Source organism: Methylocella sp. (genome assembly GCF_044226135.1).
Classification (GTDB): Bacteria; Pseudomonadota; Alphaproteobacteria; order Rhizobiales; family Beijerinckiaceae; genus Methylocapsa.
The window spans coordinates 39,026-56,028 of the sequence record NZ_JBGAHM010000018.1 but is presented as its reverse complement, the minus strand read 5'-3'; the positions used below and the strand labels follow the sequence as shown (position 1 = coordinate 56,028).

Annotated in this window: 15 protein-coding genes; 9 read left to right on the top strand and 6 right to left on the bottom strand. The window is 69.5% G+C overall.

Translation table 11 applies throughout. The features are described 5' to 3' along the window. Window positions 1-141 precede the first annotated feature (141 nt). Window positions 142-630, top strand: coding sequence for a hypothetical protein (locus ACILRB_RS09695; RefSeq protein ID WP_395666088.1), 489 nt, complete (start codon window positions 142-144; stop codon window positions 628-630). A gap of 59 nt (window positions 631-689) precedes the next feature. Here the strand turns inward: ACILRB_RS09695 and ACILRB_RS09690 are convergent, their stop codons facing one another. From ACILRB_RS09690 to ACILRB_RS09675, 4 genes are all read right to left on the bottom strand, one after another. Next, a complete protein-coding gene (locus ACILRB_RS09690; RefSeq protein WP_395666087.1) occupies window positions 690-2,366 on the bottom strand; it encodes a formate--tetrahydrofolate ligase in 1,677 nt (558 codons plus the stop codon). A 234-nt stretch (window positions 2,367-2,600) separates the two neighbouring features. Continuing rightward, window positions 2,601-3,542 (bottom strand): D-2-hydroxyacid dehydrogenase, encoded by a 942-nt coding sequence (locus tag ACILRB_RS09685; RefSeq protein ID WP_395666086.1) that lies wholly within the window; start codon window positions 3,540-3,542, stop codon window positions 2,601-2,603. A 131-nt stretch (window positions 3,543-3,673) separates the two neighbouring features. Continuing rightward, window positions 3,674-4,861, bottom strand: a complete 1,188-nt coding sequence (locus ACILRB_RS09680) for an aminotransferase class V-fold PLP-dependent enzyme (protein ID WP_395666085.1) — start codon at window positions 4,859-4,861, stop codon at window positions 3,674-3,676. Window positions 4,862-5,039: 178 nt separating this feature from the next. Then, complete coding sequence (locus ACILRB_RS09675) at window positions 5,040-6,305, bottom strand: glycerate kinase (protein ID WP_395666091.1); 1,266 nt, start codon at window positions 6,303-6,305, stop codon at window positions 5,040-5,042. A 357-nt stretch (window positions 6,306-6,662) separates the two neighbouring features. Here ACILRB_RS09675 and ACILRB_RS09670 point away from each other — a divergent pair, with 357 nt between their 5' ends. The 5 genes from ACILRB_RS09670 to cutA all read left to right on the top strand — a co-directional run bounded on the left by ACILRB_RS09670 (window position 6,663) and on the right by cutA (window position 13,245). After that, window positions 6,663-7,847: a malate--CoA ligase subunit beta gene (locus tag ACILRB_RS09670; RefSeq protein ID WP_395666090.1), complete on the top strand. Its 1,185-nt coding sequence runs from the start codon at window positions 6,663-6,665 to the stop codon at window positions 7,845-7,847. 65 nt (window positions 7,848-7,912) lie between these two features. Next, window positions 7,913-8,839 carry a succinate--CoA ligase subunit alpha gene (sucD, locus tag ACILRB_RS09665; RefSeq protein WP_395666084.1) on the top strand — a complete coding sequence of 309 codons (927 nt, stop codon included), beginning with the start codon at window positions 7,913-7,915 and terminating at the stop codon, window positions 8,837-8,839. 220 nt (window positions 8,840-9,059) lie between these two features. Continuing rightward, complete coding sequence (locus ACILRB_RS09660; RefSeq protein WP_395666083.1) at window positions 9,060-11,804, top strand: phosphoenolpyruvate carboxylase; 2,745 nt, start codon at window positions 9,060-9,062, stop codon at window positions 11,802-11,804. Window positions 11,805-11,860: 56 nt separating this feature from the next. Further along, on the top strand, window positions 11,861-12,838 hold the full coding sequence (locus ACILRB_RS09655) for an HpcH/HpaI aldolase/citrate lyase family protein (RefSeq protein ID WP_395666082.1): 978 nt from the start codon (window positions 11,861-11,863) through the stop codon (window positions 12,836-12,838). Window positions 12,839-12,918: 80 nt separating this feature from the next. Continuing rightward, window positions 12,919-13,245 carry a divalent-cation tolerance protein CutA gene (gene cutA, locus ACILRB_RS09650; RefSeq protein ID WP_395666081.1) on the top strand — a complete coding sequence of 109 codons (327 nt, stop codon included), beginning with the start codon at window positions 12,919-12,921 and terminating at the stop codon, window positions 13,243-13,245. On the opposite strand, the gene ACILRB_RS09645 is transcribed toward cutA, so the two are convergent. Both ACILRB_RS09645 and ACILRB_RS09640 read right to left on the bottom strand, forming a co-directional pair. Beyond that, complete coding sequence (locus ACILRB_RS09645; RefSeq protein ID WP_395666080.1) at window positions 13,229-13,657, bottom strand: hypothetical protein; 429 nt, start codon at window positions 13,655-13,657, stop codon at window positions 13,229-13,231. The two genes, cutA and ACILRB_RS09645, sit on opposite strands and share 17 nt — an antisense overlap. Window positions 13,658-13,797: 140 nt before the next feature. Beyond that, entirely contained in the window at window positions 13,798-13,968 is a 171-nt protein-coding gene (locus tag ACILRB_RS09640) for a hypothetical protein (RefSeq protein WP_395666079.1), read from the bottom strand. A gap of 190 nt (window positions 13,969-14,158) precedes the next feature. On the opposite strand from ACILRB_RS09640, the gene ACILRB_RS09635 reads away from it, so the two are divergent. From ACILRB_RS09635 to ACILRB_RS09625, 3 genes are read left to right on the top strand one after another with little or no spacing between them, the layout of a single operon-like run. Continuing rightward, the gene (locus ACILRB_RS09635; protein ID WP_395666078.1) at window positions 14,159-15,301 is read left to right on the top strand and encodes an acyl-CoA dehydrogenase family protein; all 1,143 of its coding nucleotides are present in this window, start codon (window positions 14,159-14,161) and stop codon (window positions 15,299-15,301) included. Continuing rightward, window positions 15,298-16,035 (top strand): PIG-L deacetylase family protein, encoded by a 738-nt coding sequence (locus ACILRB_RS09630; RefSeq protein WP_395666077.1) that lies wholly within the window; start codon window positions 15,298-15,300, stop codon window positions 16,033-16,035. Before ACILRB_RS09635 ends, ACILRB_RS09630 begins: the two co-directional genes overlap by 4 nt. Continuing rightward, entirely contained in the window at window positions 16,032-16,655 is a 624-nt protein-coding gene (locus tag ACILRB_RS09625) for a class I SAM-dependent DNA methyltransferase (RefSeq protein WP_395666076.1), read from the top strand. The genes ACILRB_RS09630 and ACILRB_RS09625 overlap by 4 nt, the downstream gene beginning before the upstream one ends. Window positions 16,656-17,003: the final 348 nt, after the last annotated feature.

Genomic DNA, 17,003 nt, shown 5'->3' with positions numbered 1-17,003 from the left:
GCCGAGGCCGCGCCGCAGGGCCTGCCGCCGACCACCGTGGCGGGGCTGGCCCGCCGGCACGGGGGCAGCCTCGGCTGTGGCGGCGCGCGGCCCGGGCTGCTATCCTCCCGGCGGAGCGAACGCCGCAGGGGGAGCATGCCGATGGCCAGCGCCGGAATCACCGAGGCCGAGGCGCGCGAGATCATCGTCGAGTGGGGCCGGCTGCACGACCTGCAGGCCGGCCTCTCCGCCTTCCTGCCCTTCATCGCGCGCGACGGCTTCTATCTCGAGTTCGCCGGCAAGCGCTGGGAGGGCTATGACGGATTCGAGCGGCACCAGATCGAGAAGCGCCGCTTCTTCGACGAGCTCCACGAGACCGTCAGCATCGAGATGCTGCCGCCGGCGGGCGAGGCCACGCACGTCCGCACGCTGTCGCACTGGGACGCCAGCTACCGGCCGGAGAACAGCCCGCGCAGCAGGCGCATCCGCAGCATCATCGAGCACGACTGGGAGTTCCGCCGCGACCCCGCCACCGGCCGCCCCTTCATGCAGGGCCACAGGGTGACGAAGTTCGACTACCGACCCGGCTTCGCCCCCGACGACACGCCGGAATACAATCCGCACCTCGAGGCGAAGCGCCGCGAAGCGTAGGACGGGGGCCGCCCGGCGACCTTCGCCGGGCAGGCCGACCTTCCTCCGAGCCGGAGCGCCTAGAACAGCCCCTCCACCTGGCCGGCCTCGTTGACATAGATGCTGTTCGCGGCGGGGACGCGCGGCAGGCCGGGCATGGTCATGATCTCGCCGCAGATCACCACCAGGAACTCGGCCCCGGCGGAGAGCTTGATCTCGCGGACCGGCACCACGTGGTTGCTCGGCGCGCCCTTCAGGTTGGGGTCGGTCGAGAAGCTGTACTGGGTCTTGGCGACGCAGATCGGGTAGTGGCCGAAGCCCGCCTTCTGCAGCTCGGCGAACTGGTCGCGCACCTTCTTGTCGGCGATGATGCCCTGGGCGCCGTAGAGGTTCTGCGCGATGGTGCGGACCTTGTCCCAGAGCGGCATGTCGTCGGGATAGAGGGTGTGGAAGCCGCCGGCGACCGGCTTCTCGGCCAGCCGCACGATGGCGTGGGCGAGCGCCTCGGTGCCGGCGCCGCCGTCGGCCCAGTGGGTGCACTCGATCGCCTCGGTGCCGATCTCGGCGCAGGCCTGCTTCAGGGCCGCCAGCTCGGCGTCGGTGTCGGCCGAGAAGCGGTTGATCGCGACCACCGCCGGCACGCCGAAGCTGCGCACGTTCTCGACGTGGCGCGCCAGGTTGGCGATGCCCTTCTTCAGCGCCTCGACGTTCTCGCGGCCGAGATCCTCCTTCGCCACGCCGCCATGCATCTTGAGGGCGCGGATGGTGGCGACGATGGTGGCGGCGGCCGGCTTCAGCCCGGCCTTGCGGCACTTGATGTCGAAGAACTTCTCGGCCCCGAGATCGGCGCCGAATCCCGCCTCGGTGACGACGTAGTCGGCGAGCTTGAGGGCGGTGCGGGTGGCGATCACCGAGTTGCAGCCATGGGCGATGTTGGCGAACGGCCCGCCATGGATGAAGGCCGGGTTGTTCTCCAGCGTCTGCACCAGGTTCGGCATCAGCGCGTCCTTGAGCAGCACGGTCATCGGCCCGTCCGCCTTGAGGTCGCGGGCGCGCACCGGCTGCCGGTCGCGGGTGTAGGCGACGATGATGTTGCCGAGCCGCTTGGTGAGGTCGGCGAGATCGGTCGAGAGGCAGAAGATCGCCATCACCTCGGAGGCCACGGTGATGTCGAAGCCGTCCTCGCGCGGGAAGCCGTTGGCGATGCCGCCGAGCGAGGAGACGATCGAGCGCAGCGCCCGGTCGTTCATGTCCATGACCCGGCGCCAGTTGACGCGGCGGATGTCGATGCCGAGCTCGTTGCCCCAGTAGACGTGGTTGTCGAGCAGCGCCGCCAGCAGGTTGTGCGCCGCGCCGATGGCGTGGAAGTCGCCGGTGAAGTGGAGGTTGATGTCCTCCATCGGCACGACCTGGGCGTAGCCGCCGCCGGCGGCGCCGCCCTTCATGCCGAACACCGGGCCGAGCGAGGGTTCGCGCAGGCAGATCGAAGCCTTCTTGCCGATGCGGTTCAGCGCGTCGCCGAGCCCGACCGTTGTCGTGGTCTTGCCTTCGCCGGCGGGCGTCGGGCTGATCGCGGTGACGAGAATGAGCTTGCCGTCGGGCTTGTCCGCGAGGCTGTCGACATAGTCGAGCGAGATCTTCGCCTTGTAGTGGCCGTAGGGCTCGAGATGCTCGTCGTCGATGCCGAGCTTGTCGGCGGCGATTTTCGTGATGCGCTCCATTTTGGCGCGCTGGGCGATTTCAATGTCCGAGGCCATGACGAATCCTTGGGGGTTTGCCGCGCCTTCGGCCGGGCCGGCGCATGATCGCCGCGGCGCGGCGGGAGACTCTGCGAGGCGAGAATGCCGGCCGCGCCCTCGCCCCGCCAGAGCTTTTTGCGCGAAAGCCGTCCGCCGTGTCGCTTGGGAAGACCGTCTCGTTTGGAAGGAACGTGCGTTCGGGAGAGGCGGAGCGCGTCCGGGCGCGCCCCGCGGTCATGTAGGCGCGCGGCGTCAGCTCTCGACGACGTTGGTCGGCTTGCCGGCGGCGAAGGCCTCGACGTTGTCGATGAGCTGGTCGGCGAGAATCTGCATCGCCTCCTGGCTCGCCCAGGCGACATGCGGCGTGATGATGAGGTTCGGCAGCTTGAGGTCGAGCAGCACGTTGCCGTTCTTCGGCGGCTCGACGGTGAGCACGTCGAAGCCCGCGCCGCCGATCTTGCCCGCCTTCAGCGCCTCGGCCAGCGCGTCTTCGTCGACGAGGCCGCCGCGCCCGGTGTTGATGAGCAGCGCGTCGGGCTTCATCATGCCGAGTTCGCGCGCGCCGATCATGTTCTTGGTGTCAGGCGTCAGCGGCGCGTGCAGGGTGATGATGTCGCTCTCGCGGATCAGCGTGTCGAGGTCGACGAGGCCCGGCTGCGGAAAGACGTCATAGGCCAGCACCTTCATGCCGAAGGCCTCGGCGATCTTGGCGACCGACTTGCCGAGCGCGCCATAGCCGACGATCCCCAGCGTCGAGCCGCGCATGTCGCGGATCTTGTGGTCGAAGAAGCAGAACTGGTCGCTCTCCTGCCAGCGGCCGGCGCGCACGTCCTCGACATAGGGGACGACGCTGCGGCGCAGCGCGAAGGCCAGCGCGAACACATGCTCGGGCACGGTGTTGAAGGCGTAGTTGCGGATGTTGGAGACGACGACGCCGCGCGACTTGGCGCAGGCCTTGTCGATCACGTCCGTTCCGGTCGCGGCGACGGCGATGAACTTGAGGTCGGGCAGCTGCGCCAGGGTCTCTTCGCGCAGGGGCACCTTGTTGGTGATGGCGATCGTCGCGCCTTTCAGACGCTCGACGATCTCTCCCGGCGCGGTGACGTCATAGTCCTTGTAGCTGTGGGGGAACGACGGCGCCCGCACTTTCGCGTCGAGGGTCGAGCGGTCGAGAAAGACGATCGAATGTTGCACGGCGCTTCCTGATTTCCCGTTATGATTGATGTTTTGAAGGCCGCGCGGCGCCCCGGACGAAGGCGCTTGAGCGCGAGATTCTGGCGAGAAGCCCGCGCCGGCGATCCGGCGCGGGCGAAGTTCAGTCCAGATCAGGCGGCCTTCGCCTGCGTCGAGGCCGACGAGCGCCAGAAGGCCTGCGCCGCGCCGACGCCCGAGCCGAGCGTGACCGGAATGCCGACGTCGGCCATGGCCATTTCGGCGCCGGCGAGCGCGCCGGCGACCATCAGCTCGTTGAGGTCGCCGAGGTGGCCGATGCGGAACACCTTGCCGGCGACCTGCGACAGTCCGGCGCCGAGCGACATGTTGTAGCGGTTATAGGCGGTGCTGATGACGTCGACCGCGTTGAACTGCGGCGGCACGACGATCGCCGTGACCGTGTCGGAATACCACTTCGGCTCCTTGGCGCAGGGCGAGAGGCCCCAGGCCTTGACCGCGGCGCGCACGCCGCCGGCGAGACGCGAGTGGCGGGCGAAGATGTTCTCGAGCCCTTCTTCCTCGATCATGGCGAGCGACTCGCGCAGGCCGTAGAGCAGCGGCAGCGGCGGCGTATAGGGGAAGTAGCCGTTGGCGTTCTGCTTGATCATGTCGTCGAAGTCGAAGTAGCAGCGCTTCGAGGTCGCGGTCTTCGAGGCGGCGAGCGCCTTCTGGCTGGCGCTGAGCACGCCCATGCCGGCCGGCAGCATCAGGCCCTTCTGCGAGCCCGAGACGCCGAGGTCGACGCCCCATTCGTCCTGACGGAAGTCGAGGCTGCCGAGCGAGGACACGGCGTCGACGAACAGCAGCGCCGGATGGCCGGCGGCGTCCATCGCCTTGCGCACCGCGCCGATGTCGGAGGCGACGCCCGTCGCCGTCTCATTGTGCGTCGCGCACACAGCCTTGATCGTGTGCGACTTGTCGGCGCGCAGCGCCTCCTCGATCTTCTCGGGCTTGACGCCGGTGCCCCACTCCTCCTCGAGGATCTGAACCTCGAAGCCGAGGCGCTGGGCCATGTCGATCCAGAGATGGCTGAACTGGCCGAAGCGCGACATCAGCACCTTGTCGCCGGGCGACAGCGTGTTGGTGAAGGCCGACTCCCAGGCGCCGGTGCCGGAGGACGGGAACAGGAAGATCTGCGCGTCCTTGGACTTGTAGATCTTGCGGACGCCCTCAAACAGCGGCAGCGTCAGCTCGGGGAACTTCGGCGAGCGATGGTCCTCCATCGGCACGACCATGGCGCGCGCGACCCGCTCCGGGACGTTGGTCGGCCCTGGGACGAAAAGGAAGTGACGGCCCGGCATTATCATATCCTCCATTAACACTACTTTGGTAGTATCCACGAAAAGGGCGGCAATCTCAAGTCGCCCGGAGCAACACGCCCGATGCGCCTTCGCGACATCTTATCTCAGCCTATACTCGCCGATTGCTGCATGGCGGCGCCTTGCGGCGGCGCCGCGCGGCGGTTTGTCTGCGCCGCTTCTATGGGGCGATGAGAATGGCGCGGAAATCATTGACGTTGGTGCGGGTCGGCCCGGTGACGATCAACTGGCCCAGCGCCTCGAAAAAGCTGTAGCCGTCATTGTCGGCAAGCTTCGCCTTGCCGCTGACCCCGAGCGCCGCGGCCTTGGCGAGGCTGTCGGGATAAAGCAGCGCGCCGGCGTTGTCCTCGGTGCCGTCGATGCCGTCCGTGTCGGCGGCGAGCGCCGTGATTCCGGGATGTCCGTCGAGCGCCACGGCGAGGGCGAGCAGGAATTCGGCGTTGCGGCCGCCGCGCCCGCGGCCACGCACCGTGACGGTGGTTTCGCCGCCCGAAATCAGCGCGAGCGGGGCCGCCCCCGGCTGGCCGAACTGGCGGACCTGCCGGGCGATCGCCGCATGGACCTGGGCCACGTCGCGCGCCTCGCCCTCGATGTCGTTGCCGAGGATCATCGGCGTGAAGCCGCCGGCGCGCGCGGCCTCGGCCGCGGCCTCGAGCGACATCTGCGGCGTGGCGATCATCACGTTCTCGACGCCGGCGAGACGCGGATCGCCAGGCTTCAGCGTCTCGGATTCGGGGCTCATGAGCCAGGCGCGCACGGCTTCGGGCGCGGCGACGCCGTATTTGTCGAGCACGGCGAGCGCGTCGGCCGAGGTCGTCGGATCGGCGACGGTCGGCCCCGAGGCGATGACGCTCGGATCGTCGCCGGGAACGTCGGAGATCAACAGGGCGCAGACGCGCGCCGGCGCGGCCGCCGCGGCGAGCTTGCCGCCCTTGATGGCCGACAGGTGCTTGCGCACGCAGTTCATCTCGGAGATGTTGGCGCCGCTTTTCAACAGCGCCTTGTTGACCCCCTGCTTGTCGGCGAGGGTGATCCCCGGCGCCGGAAGCGCGAGCAGCGCCGAGCCGCCGCCCGAGATCAGGCAGAGCACGAGATCGTCGGCGGTGAGGCCCTTGACCATGGCGAGGATGCGCTCGGCGGCTTCGCGGCCGGCGGCGTCCGGCACCGGATGGCCGGCCTCGATCACCTCGATGCGCGTGCAGGGCGAGCCATGGCCGTAGCGCGTGACGACGAGCCCTTCGAGCGGGCCGTCCCAATGGTCCTCGACGGCCTTGGCCATCGCGCCCGCGCCCTTGCCGGCCCCGACCACGATGGTGCGGCCCTTCGGGCGCTGCGGCAGATGGGGCGGCAGGCGGTTCTCGGGCGAGGCCGCGGCGACGGCGGCCCCGAACATGTCGAGGAGAAGCTTGCCGGGGTCGATCGTCATGGCGAGTTCAAATCCGCGCTTCATTATTCGTCGCGTTCTTATCCGCGCTTTTGGAGGCCTCGGCAAGCTGGCCCCGCGCCTAAATAAAATGAGGCCGTCCTAAAAAAAATAAAGGAGCCTCGGCGCGCTTCGTCACGCTATAACCGCCTCCGACAGCCGCCGGGAGGCTCAAGCGCGCCACGCCGGCGGCATGGCCAAGCATATGAAGGGCTGCTAGTCTTCGCGCGCCGCATGCGTCGTCGGCTCAACCCGGGTCCGCGCCATTTGCGCGCACCGCTATACTGCGGCGCAAAAGAACAAAGTAACGAGCGGGCCCGCGGCTACACGCGAACGCCCGGAAACTCAAAGGAGGGGAAGCTGGACATTCACGAATATCAGGCCAAGGAGATCCTGGCCAATTTCGGCGTGGCGACCCCGCGCGGCGCGGTCGCCTACAGCCCCGACCAGGCTGTCTACTGCGCCACCGAGCTCGGCGGCTGGCACTGGGCGGTCAAGGCGCAGATCCATTCCGGCGGACGCGGCAAGGCCGGCGGCGTGAAGCTGTGCAAGACCTATAATGAGGTGCGCAGCGCCGCGAGCGAAATGCTCGGCAAGACCCTCGTCACCAACCAGACCGGGCCCGAAGGCAAGATCGTCCAGCGCGTCTACATCGAGGCGGCCGAGCCCTTCGAGCGCGAGATCTACCTCGGCTTCGTGCTCGACCGCAAGGTGGAGCGCGTGCGCATCATCGCCTCGCGCTTCGGCGGCATGGAGATCGAGGAGATCGCCAAGGAGCACCCCGAGGAGATCCTTCAGGTGGTGGTCGAGCCCGCCGTCGGCCTGCAGGCCTTCGAGGCGCGCGAGCTCGCCTTCGGCCTCGGACTCAACCTCAAGCAGGTGAGCCGCGCCGTGCAGTGCATTCTCGGCTGCTACCGCGCGTTCCGCGACCTCGACGCCACCATGGTCGAGATCAACCCGCTGGTGGTGACCAAGGACGACCGCGTGCTGGCGCTCGACGCCAAGATGTCGTTCGACGACAACGCGCTGTTCCGCCGCAACAACATCGCCGACATGCGCGACCACTCCCAGGAGGACCCGCGCGAGGTGCAGGCGGCCGAGCACAACCTCAACTATGTCGGCCTTGACGGCGACATCGGCTGCATCGTCAACGGCGCCGGCCTCGCCATGGCCACCATGGACATGATCAAATACGCCGGCGGCGCGCCGGCCAACTTCCTCGACGTCGGCGGCGGCGCCTCGCCGGAGCGCGTCGCGGCGGCCTTCCGCCTCGTGCTCTCGGACAAGAACGTCAAGGCGATTCTTGTCAACGTCTTCGCCGGAATCAACCGCTGCGACTGGGTGGCCGAGGGCGTGGTGCAGGCCTGCCGCACGCTCGACGTCAAGGTGCCGCTGGTGGTCCGCCTCTCCGGCACCAACGCCGAGGCCGGACGCGACATCATCGTCAACAGCGGCCTGCCGATCATCTCGGCCGAAACCCTCGCCGACGCGGCCTCCGCCGCCGTCAAGGCCACCGCCGAGGCCCCCGCCGGCGCCCTGAACTGAACCCGGAACGGGCCGCCGCGCCGCGCCCCCGGGGCGAGGGCGCGGCCGGCTCGAGGAGAGAATCGATGAGCATTCTGATCGACGAGAACAGCCGGGTCCTGGTCCAGGGCTTCACCGGCGACAAGGGCACCTTCCACGCCAAGGAGATGATCGAGACCGGCACCAACGTGGTCGGCGGCGTCACCCCCGGCAAGGGCGGCACGGAGCATCTTGGCCGGCCGGTGTTCAACACGGTGAAGGAGGCGGTGCGCGCCACCGGCGCCAACTGCTCGATCACCTTCGTCGCGCCGGCCTTCTGCGCCGACGCCATCATGGAGGCGGCGGACGCCGGCATCGGCCTCGTGTGCTCGATCACCGACGGCATTCCGGCGCAGGACATGATGCGCGTCAAGCGCTACCTGCTGCGCTACCAGCGCGGCCGCCGCACCATGATGGTCGGCCCCAACTGCGCCGGCATCATCAGCCCCGGCAAGGCGATGCTCGGCATCATGCCGTCCAACATCTACATGAAGGGCTCGGTCGGCATCGTCTCGCGCTCCGGCACGCTCGGCTATGAGGCCGCGGCGCAGATGAAGGAGCTCGGCATCGGCGTCTCGACCAGCGTCGGCATCGGCGGCGATCCGATCAACGGCAGCTCCTTCCTCGACCATCTGATGCTGTTCGAGCAGGACCCCGAGACCGAAGCCGTGATGATGATCGGCGAGATCGGCGGGCCGCAGGAGGCCGAGGCCGCGGCCTGGATCAAGGACAACATGACGAAGCCCGTCGTCGGCTATGTCGCGGGACTGACCGCCCCCAAGGGCCGCCGCATGGGCCACGCCGGCGCGATCATCTCGGCCTCGGGCGACAGCGCCGCCGAGAAGTCCGAGATCATGAAGTCCTACGGCCTGACCGTCGCCCCGAGCCCGAGCGAGCTCGGCGCCACCATGGCCAAGCTGCTCGGCCGCTCGACGACGCCGCAGCGCGCCGCCGAGCCCGTTCCCGCGCACTGATCAAGCGAGACCCGCCGGGGCGCCGCGCCGCGCCCCGGCCCGAATTCGGGCGCGCCGGCCCTTCGCCGCGGCGCGCCCCTGGCCCGGCTCCCGTTCCGCCCGGCCCGACGCCGCCGCGCCGACCCCGCCAAGAAGGGCTTCGCGCGAGAGCGGCCAGCATCGACGACGCCGCATCGACGACGATGGAGCGTCAGGCTCTTTTCCCAAGGAAGCGCCCGCCATGAACGAGACTTACGCCGAGACGCGCCCCGCAGACGACGTCGCCGAGGCGGCGCCGAGCGGAGACCGCATCGCCTCGATCCTGCACCAGCTCCTGCTCGAAGTCGTGCAGCGCCATCACCCCGAGATGTCGCCGATCCTGACCGGAGAGAAATCGACCGAGGCGGCGTCGCCCGACGTGCTCTCCCGCGTCTTTCAGGCGCATGGCATCTGGTTCCAGCTCCTCTCCATCATCGAGCAGGACGCGGCCATGGCCGAACGCCGCCAGACCGAGCGCGAGCTCGGCGAGCAGGCGGTGCCGAACGGCTTCGCCCATGTCGTCTCCAAGGCGGCGAAGCTCGGCGTTCCGGCGGCGGAGGTCGGCGAAAAGCTCGCCCTGACGCGGGTGCGCCCGGTCATCACCGCCCATCCGACGGAAGCCAAGCGCGTCACCGTGCTCGAGAAGCACCGGCGCATCTACCGCCTGCTGGTCGAACTCGAACAGCCGCGCTGGACCGCACGCGAGCGCTCCGCCATCATCGACCAGCTGCGCGACGAGATCGAGCTCTTGTGGATGACGGGCGAGCTTCGCCTCGAAAAGCCCTCGGTCGCGCAGGAAGTCGCCTGGGGCCTCCATTTCTTCCACGAGACCCTGTTCGACGGCGTGCCCGAGCTGTTGAAGAAGCTCGACCGCGCGCTGCGCCGCGCCTACCCTGGCGAAAACTTCCCGCTCGCCCAGTTCTTCCAGTTCGGCTCCTGGATCGGCGGCGACCGCGACGGCAATCCCTTCGTCACCAACCAGGTGACGCGGCGCGCCCTGACCGAAAACGCCAAGGCGAGCCTGCGCTTCTATGACCAGAAGCTGCTCGCGCTGATGAAAAGCCTGTCGATTTCCGAACGCGCCCTGCCGACCCCCGCGGGCTTCCGCGAGGCGCTCGCCCGCGCGCTCGCCGAGAACGGCGACGGCGCCGGCGTCACGCAGCGCAATCCCGGCGAGCCCTATCGCCAGTTCCTCACCTGCGTCCACGCCAAGACGCGCGCCACGCTCGCGCTCTATGAAGGCGAACGCCCGGCCGGGCCGCATTACATCGCCGCCGACGAGCTCATCGCCGATCTCGCCGTGATGGAGCAGGCGCTGACCGAAAGCGGCTGCGCCGGCGTCGCGCAGGACATGGTCCGCCCGCTGCGCTTCGCGGTCGAGGCCTTCCGCTTCCGCACGCAAAGGCTCGACCTGCGCGAGAACACGACCAAGCTCACCGCGGCGCTTCAGGCGCTGTGGCGCGCGATGAACCCCGACGCCGCGGGCGAGCCGCCGGCGCCCGAGTCCGACGAATGGAAGGCCTGGATCCTCGCCGAGCTGGCGCGCCCGCGGAGCGGCCCGCCCGTGCGCCGCAACCTGCCGCCGGACGCCGAGGAGACCTTCGGCATGTTCCGGCTCGCCCGCGACGCGAACGAGGAGTTCGACCGCGAGGCCTTCGGCAGCTTCATCCTGTCGATGACGCGCTCGGCCGCCGACGTGCTCGGCGCCTATCTGCTCGCCAAGGAGGCCGACCTCTACCATGACGCGACGCGCGTCGAGGCCTGCCTGCTGCCGATCACGCCGCTGTTCGAGACCATCACGGACCTTCGCGCCGCGCCGCAGATCATGCGCGATCTGCTGTCGCAGCCGCTCGTTCGGCGCAGCGCCCGCATGCAGGGCGGCGTGCAGGAAGTGATGATCGGCTATTCCGACTCCAACAAGGACGGCGGCTTCCTGTCGTCGAACTGGGAGCTCGCCAAGGCGCAGGACAGGCTGAGCAAGATCGGCGTCGAGGCCGGCATTCCGATCTCCTTCTTCCATGGCCGCGGCGGCTCGGTCAGCCGCGGCGGCGCGCCGACCGCCCAGGCCATCGCCGCCCAGCCCGCGGGCTCGATCCGGGGGCGCCTGCGCGTCACCGAGCAGGGCGAGGTGGTGTCGTTCAAATACGCCAACAAGGGCACCGCCGCCTTCCAGATGGAGACGCTCGCCGCGAGCGTGCTCGACCACGCGCTGACCTCGGAGCGCACGACCTCCGCGACGCGCGCCGAATTCGAGGAGGCGATGGAGGCCCTGTCCGGCGCCTCGCACGCGGCCTACGCCAATCTTATCAACCACAAGGATCTGCTGACCTATCTGCAGTCGGCGAGCCCGCTCGACGAGATCGCCATGCTCAACATCGGCTCGCGGCCGGCGCGGCGCTTCGGCGCGCGCACGCTGTCCGACCTGCGCGCGATCCCGTGGGTGTTCTCGTGGTCGCAGAACCGGCATGTCATCACCGGCTGGTACGGCGTCGGCAGCGGCCTTGCGAGCTTCGTCGAGGTGCGCAAGGAGCGCGGCCTCGCGCTGCTGCGCAGGATGTTCGCCGAATCCGACCTCTTCCGCATGATCGTCGGCGAGGTCGAGAAGACGCTGGCGCTGGTCGATCTCGACATCGCCCGCGACTACGCCTCGCTCGTCTATGACGACGACGCGCGCGAGGAGATCTTCGGCATGATCGCGCGCGAATTCCGCCTGACGCGCGAGATGGTGCTGACCGTCACCGAGGAGGAGGACATCGCCGAGCGCTTCCCGATCTATTCGAGCCGCCTCGCGACGCGCCTGCCCGCCATCAACAAGGTCAACCGCGAGCAGGTCAATCTGCTGCGCGCCTTCCGCGCCGCTCCAAACGAGCTGAGCAAGGAGGCGTTCAAGTCGAACCTGCTCCTGTCCATCAACTGCATTTCGAGCGGGCTCGGCGCCACAGGCTGAGCGCGCTCCGCATTTCCTCGCGCGCCTTCGCCGCGCCCAACGCAACAGGGGTCAACATGAGCTTCACCATCGTTCCGCAGGCGACGCCGCGCCTGCATCGCTCCGAGCTCGCCGTTCCGGGCTCGAACACGGGCCTGTTCGAAAAGGCCGCGGCCTCGGCCGCCGACATCATCTTCCTCGACTGCGAGGACGCCGTCGCCCCCGACGACAAGGAGCAGGCGCGCAAGAACATCATCGAAGCCCTCAACGACATGGATTGGGGCAACAAGACGATGATGGTGCGCATCAACGGCCTCGACACCCACTACATGTATCGCGACGTGGTGGACATCGTCGAAGCCTGCCCGCGCCTCGACATGATCCTGATTCCCAAGGTCGGCGTTCCGGCCGACGTCTACGCGCTCGACATGATGGTGACCCAGATCGAGGCCGCCAAGAAGCGCACCAAGAAAATCGGCTTCGAGGTGCTGATCGAGACCGCGCTCGGCATGGCCAACGTCGAGGCGATCGCCCAGTCGAGCCCGCGGCTCGAGGCGATGTCGTTCGGCGTCGCCGACTACGCCGCCTCGACGCGCGCGCGCACCACGGTGATCGGCGGCGTCAACCCGGACTACGGCGTGCTGACCGACAAGGACGCGAACGGGAACCGCAGCTATTTCTGGGCCGACCCGTGGCATGCGGCGCAGACCCGCATGATGGTCGCCTGCCGCGCCTATGGTCTGCGCCCGATCGACGGTCCCTTCGGCGATTTCAACGATCCCGACGCCTTCATCGCCGCGGCGAACCGCGTCGCCGTGCTCGGCTATGAGGGCAAGTGGGCGATCCATCCCTCGCAGATCGATCTCGCCAACAAGGTGTTCACGCCCTCCGACGCCGAAGTCACCAAGGCCCGCCGCATCCTGGCGGCGATGGACGAGGCGGCCAAGGCCGGCAAGGGCGCCGTCTCGCTCGACGGGCGCCTCATCGACATCGCCTCGATCCGCATGGCCGAAGCGCTGCTCGCCAAGGCCGATTCGATCGGGCTCGCGGCCTGACGCGCGGCCGCGGCGCGCGTTGACGCCGCGCCGCGCCCCATGATCTTGTCCGCAGACCTTTCGGCCTGCGGACCCGCGCCATGAAAATCTTCTACGTCACGCTGAATTCGGACGCCGAGGCCCGCGCCGTCGCGCGCGACCTTCTGGAGCGCCGCGCCGCCGTGTGCTGCAACTGGCTTCCGATCACCTGCGCCTATCGCTGGGGCGAGGAGATCAAGGAGGAGCCTGAGGTCGTGCTGCTGGTCAAGACGCAGGACGGCATGCGCGCGACGATCGAGGAGGCGGTCGCGCGTCATGTCGCCTATCTCAACTGCGTCGCGGAAATCGCGCCGGCCTCCGTCAACGGCGGATTTCTGGACTGGCTCGACCGCGACGCGCCCCGCCTTTCCGTCAAACCCTCTCCATGACGGCCGTCAGCGCCGCGACGCCCGGCGCGTCCGCCGGCCTCATCACGGCGTCCCATTGCGGCGCGCCGGCGACGAGAAAATTGACGATCGCCTGCGCCGCCTCCGAGGCGTTCGCGCGCCAGCCCGGATGGGCGTGATTGACGGTGAGGTCCGGAAAGAACAGCGCGGCGAGCGGGCCGCCGGACTGCGCCGCCGCCTGAACGTAGCGCCGCGCCCCCCTGACCGAAATTCCGTGGGCGAGCGCCATGTGGCCGCCGATGCAGCCGACCGAGCCGCACTCCGACGCCGCCCGCTCCATGTCGAGCGCGACGTTCTCGGTCAGAAGCCGCGCGGCGAGCGCGATCAGCTCCTGGCGCTCCCAGTCCTCGACGCCGAGTTTCGCCGCGGGCAGATAAGTCTGGCAATGAGTCATCGAAGGCTCCCTAAATCGGGGCGTCGCATGGCTCCGGGCGCGCCCGGGCCGCCGCAAGCCGGCGCCTTTCAAACCCTTGAAGGGTCTCACGCGCCGCCGCGGCTGACAAGGCCGCGCGACGCGCGCGAGCCCTGCCGCCGTCAGCGATGCATGACCAGATAGATGACGACGAACGCGGCGATGACGAGCAGCAGCCCGTAGCGCAGCACATAGCGCGTGACATGGGTCGAGGAGCCCTGCCGCGCCTGCGTCGTGGTCAGCACCTCCGGCGGCTCGGCGGTCGGTCTTCCGGGATCGTCTCTCATGGTCATGGGCGTCGCCTTTCGGTGCGTTTCGCGTTCGTTCGCCCGCCATGGCTCGTCCAGAGCCTGAGGGCGGCGTCGCCTAGAACAGCCGCCGCGCTTTGCGGTTCCGCCCCAGCCGCCGCCTGAACTTCGCGCCGGCCCGCGCGTTAGGGCGAGGCTGCGCCAGCCGGCGCGGCCTTCATCGCCGGGCGCCGCCTTGACCCATTCCCCATTTCAGCAGCATGCGCGCGACGCCGTCGCCGTCGCCCGCATGGTCGCGGACGAGGCGGCGCGGCGCGGCGAGGCGCTCGACCATGACGGCGCGTTTCCCGTCGCCGACGTCGAGGCGCTCGGCCGTCACGGGCTTCTCGCCGCGCCCCTGCCCGCAGACCTTGGCGGGGCTGAGCTGCTTGCGCCCGCCGGCGCCGAAGCTCTGGCGTCCGTCCTCGCCGCGATCGGCGGCGGAAGCCTCCCGCTCGGCCGTCTCTATGAGGGTCATGTCAACGCGCTCGCTCTGATTCTCGCCTATGGGACGCGGGAGCAGGCGCGGGCCGCCGCCGCCCGGGCCGGCTCAGGACATCTTCTCGCCGTCTGGAACACCGAGGCCGCGCCCGGCCTGCGGCTTGTCGCCGACGGTCCGCGCCTGCGTCTTGAGGGCGCGAAAATCCTCGCCTCGGGCGCGGGCTTCGTGCGCCATCCGCTCGTCACCGCGCGCGACGGCGCGGGCAGGCTGCTCATGGTCGCTCCCGACGCCGCCGGCGCGCCCGCGGATCTTTCCGGCTGGCGCGCCCATGGCATGCGCGCATCGGCCTCGGGACGCGTCGATTTTTCAGGCGTCGAGATCGACGCCGAAGCGATCGTCGGCGCAGATGACGACTATCATCGACAGCCGATGTTCTCGGCCGGCGCCTGGCGCTTCGCCGCGGTTCATTTCGGCGCCATGGCCGCGCTGTTCGACCTCGCGCGAGATCATCTCGTCAAGGCCGGCCGCGCCGACGATCCGCATCAGAAGGCGCGCCTCGGGACCGCGGCGATCGCCGTCGAGACCGCGCGTCTGTGGGTCTTTTCCGCGGCGCGCCGGGCCCAGCGTCCAAACGAGCCTGCGGCCGCCGTCGCCTATGTCAATCTCGCCCGGCTCGCGGTGGAGCGCGCAGGCCTCGACCTGCTCGAACTCGTCCACCGCAGCGTCGGCCTCTCAGGCTTCATGCGGCCGCATCCGATCGAGCGGCTGACGCGCGACCTTGCGACCTATCTGCGCCAGCCCGCGCCCGACCAGGCGCTGACGGAGGCGGCGCGCCATCTTTGCGCCGCGCCGCGCCCGATCGCCGAGGCATGGCGCCTCGACGACGACGCGCCATGAAGGCCGGCGCCTTTTTCGAGGCGGCGCGGCGGCTTCCCTTCGCGCCGCTTGCGCGCATCGTCGGGCGCGGCGGCGCGCTCGTTCTGGCGCCGCACCCGGACGATGAATCGCTTGGCTGCGGCGGCCTCATCGCCATGGCCTGCGCTGAAGGACGTCCGGTCAGGGTGATCGTCGTCAGCGACGGCTGCGGCTCGCATCCAAACTCGCGCAGCCATCCGCCGGAGCGCCTGCGCGCCCTGCGCGAAGCCGAGACGCTCGCCGCCGCCGCGGCGCTCGGCCTCGCGGCGGGCGACGTCGATTTCCTGCGGCTGCCCGACCGCCACGTGCCGCATGAAGGCGCGGCGGCCCGCGCGGCCGTGGCGCGCGTCGTGGCCGCCGCGCGCGACATCGGCGCGAGCGCGCTGTTCGCCACATGGGGCTTCGACCCGCATTGCGACCATCAGGCCGTCTGGCGCATCGCCGAAGCGGCGCGCCGCGCGCTGCCGGGCCTGGCGCTCATGTCCTATCCGGTCTGGGGCTTCGCCCTGCCCGCCGACGCCGAAGTCGGAACGCCGCCGCAGGGCTTTCGGCTCGACGTCGCCGCCGTGTCGTTCAAAAAGCGCCGGGCGATCGCGGCGCATCGCTCGCAGCTGACCGACATGATCGACAATGATCCGCCGGTCGTGATCCTGCCGCCGCAGGCGCTCGCGCCGTTCAGGGAGCCGGTCGAGACGTTCTTCGAGGCCGGTCCATGAGGCGCGAAAAAATCAAGCCCGGCTATTTCGACCGGCTCTACGCCGAAAGCGGCGACCCCTGGGGCTTTTCAACGAGCGCCTATGAGCGCGAGAAATACGCCGCGACGCTCGACGCCCTGCCGCGCGCCGCCTATCCGCGCGCGCTCGAAATCGGCTGCTCGATCGGCGTGTTCACGCGCGGCCTCGCGCCGCGCTGCGGCCGGCTGCTCGCGCTCGACTGCGCGGAAGGCGCGCTCACGAGCGCGCGGCGGCGCTGCGCCGGGCTGTCGAACGTCTCCTTCGTTCATATGACGGTCCCTGACCAATGGCCGGACGGCGCCTTCGACCTCGTGACGCTTTCCGAAGTGGTCTATTATTTCGACCGCGCGGGCGTCGCGCGCCTCGCCGCCAGGGTGCGCGACGCGCTCGCCCCCCAAGGCCAGATCCTGCTCGTGCACTGGCTTGGCGAGACCGACTACCCGCTTGGCGCGGACGAGGCGGTCACGGCCTTTCTTGAGGCGTCCCGAGATTTCGCCGCGCCTCTTCTGCGACGACGCCAGCCAGAATATCGACTGGACCTGCTTCAAGCCGGTCAACGCCGCGCAGCGCGGCGAGCGCGGCCCTGGCGAGCGCCATGTTGAGCGCGAGCTGTCGCGGGCGCAATGGACGGCGCGCGAGCGCCGGGATCAGGGCTTCGACGCGCGGCCACAACGCCTGAAACGACGGCTCGCGCGCGAGCGCCAGAGCCTCGCCGCACGCAAGGCCAAGACGGCGCAGGCCGAAAGCCACGCCGGCGAGATTTCCCTGCGCATGCAGCCGCCGCAGCCGCCCGCGCGAAAAGCCGCGCAGAAACGCGCGCGGCGCGGCTTCGAGATAAGGATCGCATTCGGCCTGCGGATGCGCCGTGCGCCAGCTCAAGGCGTCGGCGACGCCGCCCCGCGCCCGCCCCCTGAGCCGGCCCGAGGTTTCGACGAGCGAGGCGGGATCAT